Here is a 6693-nt window from a genome sequence, read left to right on the forward strand (position 1 = left end):
ATTGGGCAGACCTTCGAGGAACAGGATGCGTTCGATCAGGCTGTCGGCATGCTTCATTTCGTCGATCGACTCATGATATTCATGCTCGTTGAGCGCCTTGAAGCCCCAGTTCTTGAACATGCGTGCATGCAGGAAATACTGGTTGATGGCGGTCAGCTCGTTTTTCAGTGCGGCATTGAGGTAGCCGATTACCTTTTTGTCACCCTTCATCGCTCATTCCTTTCTTGGTCAGCACTGGCATGCCAGCTGGGCGGGCACAGGCTTACGGTATAGCAGAGAAAGGTCCAGCGGGCGCCGGGGCGACAGCGAAGTGGCGGCGACAGGGCTTAGCTGGCGACCAGCTGCAGGGTAATGGTGCCAGCGCCGCTACGCGCATTTTTGCCTTCGAGCAGCAGACTGCGCGCATCCGGCGCACATTTGCCGCAGCAGCTGGCTACACCGAGCTCCATGCGCAGCTCACGCATGCTGTCGCAACCGTTGTGAACGGCACGGCGGATTTGCTTGTCGGTGACGGCGTTGCAGATACAGACGTACATGGCACGATCCGTTAATGAGAATTCGTATCAAATGATAGCGGTTCGCATTACGATGAGCAAGTGTCTGATTCAGCAGTGTGTGCGTGGGTTCATTACGCTGGTTCGCGCAAGCGGCTGGGCGGCGCGGCATGCTGAAGGACACAGGCCGCCCAGAGGCTGTGCTGCCTATTCCACCAAGGCGCGGTAAGCATGCCAGGTGGCGTGGCCAACCAAGGGTGCGGTAAACGCCAGGCCCACGCCCCACAGTGCAAAGCCGGCGGTGGTCATCAGCACGATCAGTGCTGCCCAGGTGAGCATGCAGGCCGGATTGGCCTGGCACACCCGTATGCTGACAAACATGGCGCCAAAGGTGTCGGCATCACGATCCAGCATCACCGGAATCGATACCACCGACACGGCAAACACCAGCACGGTGAAGAAGCCACCGGCGCCGAGCCAGACCAGCAAGAAGGTCAGGTTCTCGTCAGTCATGAATTTGGGCGACAGGATCAAGGCCAGATCGGGCAGGTTCTCGGTGAAGAACAGCGCAAAAATCACTACCGATACGCGCATCCAGCCGGCGACGATCAGCGCCAGCAGCAGGGAAAACAGTGCAATGCCGGACGGGTTGGCGCGCCAGGCGGTGAGGGTTGGCAGCAGTTTCACCTGTGCCACCGTTTCATGGCGGCGGCTGATCTCATACAGACCCAGGCAGATAAACGGTCCGGCCAGCAAGAAGGCGGTGATCAAGGTCATGGTGTGTTCCGGCGCATAGCCGAACAGCTGGCGCACCGTCACCCCCATCAGGATGAATGCTGCGCCGTAAAACAGCGTGCCGGACGGGGTTGAACGCATATCGCCCAGCCCGGTACGCAGCCAGGCAAACGGCGTATACCAGGGCAAATCGCGCACGCGTACATGCAGTGGCGCTGGCAGCGCCTCCTGTTCAATCTCCGCCATAAGGTGTCTCCTCGTTATTGTGTGGGCGGACAGCAAAATGGCGGCCCAGGGCCGCCATCGGGTTTACTCGATATCGAGCAATTCCACTTCAAACACCAGCACGGCGTTTGGCGGAATCACCCCGCCAGCGCCACGGGCGCCATAGCCCATTTCTGGCGGAATGGTCAGCTTGCGCTTGCCGCCGATCTTCATCCCGGCCACGCCGGCATCCCAGCCCTTGATCACCATGCCGGCGCCGAGCGAGAAGCCGAACGGCATGCCACGGTCCTTGCTGGAATCAAACTTGGTGCCATCGGTGAGCCAACCAGTGTAATGCACGGTCACTTCCTGACCAGCGGCGGCTTCGGCGCCATCGCCAACGATCAGGTCTTCAATAATCAGGGTATCGGTCATGCTTGTCCTCTCGGGTGAATTCGGCGCGAATCTAACCCAAAGCGCCATAGTGCGATAGCGTGTTTCATCCGGGTCAAACGAAAAAGGGGCTTTCCGCATCACTGCAGAAAGCCCCTTGCTCCGCCAAAGCTACACGAGAAGCCGTTGAACGGGCGCACTTTCACGCCATGGCCTATGACCGGGGTTGACCCAGTGTTGGCCAGACAGCCTGAAAGTGCGATCCGTTCCGGGTTCCCTTAACGCTGCACCGGCACGCTGGCCAGATAACCGACTGCCGCGGCAAAGCGGTTCTTGTAGTTGGCACGCACCAGGGCGTCCAGGGTCGGTTGCACCTTGCTGTGCAAGGAGCTGATCCAGTCGCCCGGATGCTGGAAATTGCCAGTGATATAGGTGAAGCCGTTCAGATCATCCACCACGCCCAGGCCGGTAGCCTCGGCGCCAGCCGGCATCGAAGCAATGCGGCTCAACACCTTGGTGTCGACGTTATAGGCCCACACGAAGTTGTTGACGTGGTAGCTGCTGTCCTCGCCGATAAGCAGGGTGCGCAATTTTTCCGAGAACTTGAGGTTGTCCGGCGCGCCGATCTTGTCCGGGTTGGCCAGATTGCCCAATGCGTCGGCGGCGATATCTTCACCAACCAGCAAGGCCTTGGTTTGAACCGGCACCCACTCGCTATTGATGGCAGCGCCAGCGGTATCCTTCTGGCCGCCAGTCAGGGTGTGCGCCAGTACGCCACCGGCATTGACAGCCTTCTCGATGGTGACGCCATACGCCTCATTCCAGGCGGCATTGCCACGCACCATGGAGCTCTGCATGTTTTGCAGGGCCGAATAGGCGATCTTGTCCTTGATGTTGACCGTGGTGCCTTCCATCTTGGTGAAGGCCATGCTGCCGCCCTTGAGTGCGGCAAAGCGATGGGTTTCGAGGAAGGCGGCTGCCTTGTCCATACCGGGCTTGACCTTGACCCACTGCACCTTGCCGCTGATATAAATCTTGGTGAAGCTGGCATCCTTCGGATCAGTGGTGGCCACTTCCATGATGTCGGTGGGCTTGAGCGTATTGGCCAGGGTTTCGATCTCGGCACTGGTGGCCGAGCCGAGCTTGATCCAGGTCAGCGGCGCACCAGCGGCAGCCGGGTCGATCGAGAAGCCTGCACCGACCTTGGCAACATAGAGCGAACCGGAGGAAAGATCTTTTTCGCGGTCGGCCACAAACACAAACAAGCCGCTATTGGTGGCATCGTCGCCCATCAGCGCAGTACGGTTATCCGGCATCACCTGGATCAGCTCGTGCGAGATACGGCCCATGCAGTAATGCTTCTTGATCGAACCGGTGCCGTCCGGGTTTACCGTTACTTCCGGCAGATGGCCGTAGTGGTAAGGATTGGCCTTGGTTTCGTCACCGAACAGGTTCTTGCTGTAAGCCTTGAACATGCTGTTGCTGGCAATGGTGAAGGCGTCCGGCTCGTACTCTTCGCTGGACAGATGGGTGCCCCACGGTGACAAGCTGGAACCACAAGTGATCCACAAGCCGCGCGCCGGCGAGGTATCGACATTGTGGTATTTCACCAGGGTGAGCTTGCCGGTGCTCTGGTCCTGATCCAGCGTCAGCACGGCAATCGGAGATGGCAGGGTGCCATAGGTGTCCTGGTCAGCCTGGTTGCGGGTGGTGTACTCGAACTGCACCACGGCGAACACAGCCTTGCCCTTGATGCCGGTAACGGTCGGGTTGGGCAGGCTCAGCAGCGAGGTGCCGTCCGGGCAATCGGAATAGAACTGACGTTCTTTGCCGGCAACCGAGGTGTCGAAGATCGGCTTGTTGTTGATATCCACATAGCCGCCCGCCAGGATGGTGCCACCCTTGCCGTCCGGTACCAGGTCACCGGTCTGGAAGAAGGCTTCGTACTTCAGGCCGAAGGTCTTCTTGCTGCCATCGCTGAAGGTGGCAACCATGGCCGAATTGACGCTGGTGGTCGACATGGCGGCTGCGTTGGTGAGATCGGGTGCGGCCATCGGGCTGAAGCTCATCGAGCTCAGGGTGGCTGCCGGCGTGGTGCTGCTGGAGCTGCTGTTACAGGCAGTCAGAAATGCAGCTGCGCTACCGCCGGTGGCCAGGGGCAGCAGTGGGGCGCCAGCCAGCATTTGCATCAGGCGGCGGCGGGATTCGTTGGGCAGTTGCGACATGTCAGTTATTCTCCGGGAAAGCCATCGGGCCAGTTTTGGGTCGGCGCGATGCTAACCAGCGAATATGTAAATTTTGTTATGGTCGCCGAAACAATCCGGCCGACACCTCCCTTATCCCTGTGGAATCATCATGTTGATCAACTGCGCCGCCTATGAAGACGGCAAGAAACTGGCCGACCTGCCGATCTCGTCCATCCGCGAATATGTGAGTCGCCCCGGCTGTTTTGTCTGGGTGGCTCTGAAAGACCCAGAATCCTCTGATCTTGAGGCCCTGCAAGGCGAATTCCACCTGCACCCCTTGGCGGTGGAAGACGCCACCCACGGCCACCAGCGCCCCAAGCTGGAGGAATACGGCGACATGCTGTTTTGCGTGCTGCATGTGCTGGAGATGGATGAGCTGGGCAATCTGGAAGTCGGCGAAGTCGATATTTTTGTCGGCCCCAACTATGTGCTGTCGGTGCGCAGCAAATCGCGCATCGGCTTTCTCAATGTGCGCGAGCGCTGCGAGCAGGAGCCGCACCTGCTGAAAAATGGCGCAGGCTTTGTGCTCTATGCCTTGATGGATGCGGTGGTAGACCGCTATTTCGCCATCGTGCACCGGCTGGAGGGCGAGCTGGAGCAGATCGAGGACCGCATTTTCACCGAGCGCGGCACCGCCCGCGCCAATATCGAGGCGCTGTATGCGCTCAAGCGCAAGCTGGTCACCGTGAACCATGCCGCAGTGCCGCTACTGGAGGCGATCGCTCATCTGTATGGCGGCCGGGTACCGCAGGTGTGCATGCATATCCAGGAATACTTCCGCGATGTGTACGACCACCTGGAGCGCATCGTCAAAATCACTGATTCGGTGCGCGATATGCTTACCACCGCCATCCAGGTAAACCTCGCCATCATTTCGCTGGAAGACTCGGCTGTCAGCAAACGCCTGGCTGCCTACGCCGCGCTGTTTGCCGTGCCCACCATGATCGCCGGCATCTATGGCATGAATTTTGAGCATATGCCGGAGTTGAAGTCGGAATTCGGCTACCCGCTGTCACTGACCGCCATGGTGGTGCTGGACATCGTGCTGTACTGGCGTTTCCGCCGGGCGCGGTGGCTATAGCGGCAGCTGAAGGCAAGGGCGGTCGTATAGCACCGAATGTGCGCGCTTGGCTTTATGCGCCTGCGGCGCCAACGATCTGGAGCGAGGCCCTTGCTCTGCATGGCCAGGCCAGGTAAGGCGGGTCCCCGAAGGGAACCCGCGCGGGATTGGGGTGTTTGCAGTATCAAGGCCGTAAGGTGCGATCCTTCGTAAGCAATTGAAGCGGAGCGCATTGCACTGAATGCGCCGCCCAGGCCTTATGCGCCTGCGGCGCGGGTGTTTTAAGCGGGGCCCGTCCCGCGGCCGGGATGCTTTCTTTTGCTTCGCCAAAAGAAAGCACCGAAAGAAAAGGCGACCCGACGGCCTCGCCCCGCTTCGCGGGGTTCCCTGTGCGATTCGCATTGCGGCCGTGGCCGAACTCGCCCGCGCTGCGGGCTCAGACATGCGGCCCCGGACTACCCCGCAAGCTGCTGCGGTGCTCGGCGAGGCCGACGGGAATGGGGCTCTCCGTAGCTGGTGTTGTGTGCAATCGTTGACTGTGGTCGGTCCGTGCGCGCCTTGCCTTTTGTAGGAGCGGCTTCAGCCGCGAAGGCGGCCATAGGCCGCCCTACGGCGCTTGGTGACCGACTGCGCTCACCACAGAGCGCCCCTCTGCCCTCGGTGGCGCCGAGCATCGCAGGCCAAGTCGGATGAAGGCGAGGGGTGTCTGAGGCCCGCAGGGCCGAGTTCCCGAGCCGCCGACTTGGGCGAGAAGCGCAGGGAACCCGGCGCAGCCGGGCGACACCGCGGGCGCGCCTTCTTTGGTTCCTTTCTCGGCAAGACAAGAAAGGAACCCGGCTGCGGGACGGAATCCCGCCCAAAACACTACGCGCCGTAGGCGCATAAGACCGAGGTCTTGCGTTCAGCGCAATACGCATTGCTTTAATTGCGTCCCACGGCCCTGTCTGCATTGCCTGACTTAGCCCAAGACCGTAGTCAGGTAGGGCGGGTCCCCGAAGGGAGCCCGCGCGGAATCTGATGTTTGCTGTATTCGAGGCTGGCAGGCGCAATTCCCATAGGGTGCAAATGAAGCGAAGTGCATTGCACCGAATGTGCGACGTTGGCTTTATGCGCCTGCGGCGCGAATGATTTGGAGCGGGTCCCGGCCCGCAGTCGGGGTACTTTCTTTTGCTTCGCCAAAAGAAAGTACCGAAAGAAAAGGCGACCCGACGGCCTCGCCCGGCTGCGCCGGGTTCCCTGTGCTCCTCGCAGCTTGCGGCCGTGGCCGAACTCGCCCGCGCTGCGGGCTCAGACATGCGGCCCCGGACTGCCCCGCAAGCTGCTGCGGTGCTCGGCGAGAGCCGACGGGAATGGGGCTCTCCGTAGCTGGTGCTGCGTGTATTCGGTGATTGTGGCGGGCTGCGCCCGCCTTCGTGGCTGAAGCCGCTCCTACAAAAAGCAAGGCGGCCATAGGCCGCCCTACGGCGCTTGGTGACCGACTGCGCTCACCACAGAGCGCCCCTCTGCCCTCGGTGGCGCCGAGCATCGCAGGCCAAGTCGGATGAAGGCGAGGGGTGTCTGA

The 6693-nt window shown here is 60.8% G+C and carries 6 protein-coding genes; 1 reads left to right on the forward strand and 5 read right to left on the reverse strand.

The genetic code is table 11. The features are described from left to right. From bfr to ACE3OH_RS17475, 5 genes are all read right to left on the reverse strand, one after another. The coding region (gene bfr / locus ACE3OH_RS17455) for a bacterioferritin (RefSeq protein ID WP_374356020.1) at positions 1-210 on the reverse strand (210 nt) is incomplete at its 3' end. A 116-nt stretch (positions 211-326) separates the two neighbouring features. Continuing rightward, a complete protein-coding gene (locus ACE3OH_RS17460; protein WP_374356023.1) occupies positions 327-536 on the reverse strand; it encodes a bacterioferritin-associated ferredoxin in 210 nt (69 codons plus the stop codon). Between the two features lie 165 nt (positions 537-701). Continuing rightward, entirely contained in the window at positions 702-1475 is a 774-nt protein-coding gene (locus tag ACE3OH_RS17465; RefSeq protein ID WP_374356026.1) for a DUF2189 domain-containing protein, read from the reverse strand. Positions 1476-1538: 63 nt separating this feature from the next. Beyond that, entirely contained in the window at positions 1539-1868 is a 330-nt protein-coding gene (locus tag ACE3OH_RS17470) for an FKBP-type peptidyl-prolyl cis-trans isomerase (protein WP_374356029.1), read from the reverse strand. A 236-nt stretch (positions 1869-2104) separates the two neighbouring features. Then, positions 2105-4051 carry a PhoX family phosphatase gene (locus tag ACE3OH_RS17475; protein WP_374356035.1) on the reverse strand — a complete coding sequence of 649 codons (1947 nt, stop codon included), beginning with the start codon at positions 4049-4051 and terminating at the stop codon, positions 2105-2107. Between the two features lie 130 nt (positions 4052-4181). Here ACE3OH_RS17475 and corA point away from each other — a divergent pair, with 130 nt between their 5' ends. Continuing rightward, positions 4182-5153, forward strand: a complete 972-nt coding sequence (gene corA / locus ACE3OH_RS17480; protein WP_374356038.1) for a magnesium/cobalt transporter CorA — start codon at positions 4182-4184, stop codon at positions 5151-5153. The last annotated feature ends 1540 nt before the right edge of the window (positions 5154-6693 follow it).

This window comes from Chitinimonas sp. (assembly GCF_041904975.1).
In the GTDB taxonomy this organism is placed as follows: Bacteria; Pseudomonadota; Gammaproteobacteria; order Burkholderiales; family Chitinimonadaceae; genus Chitinimonas.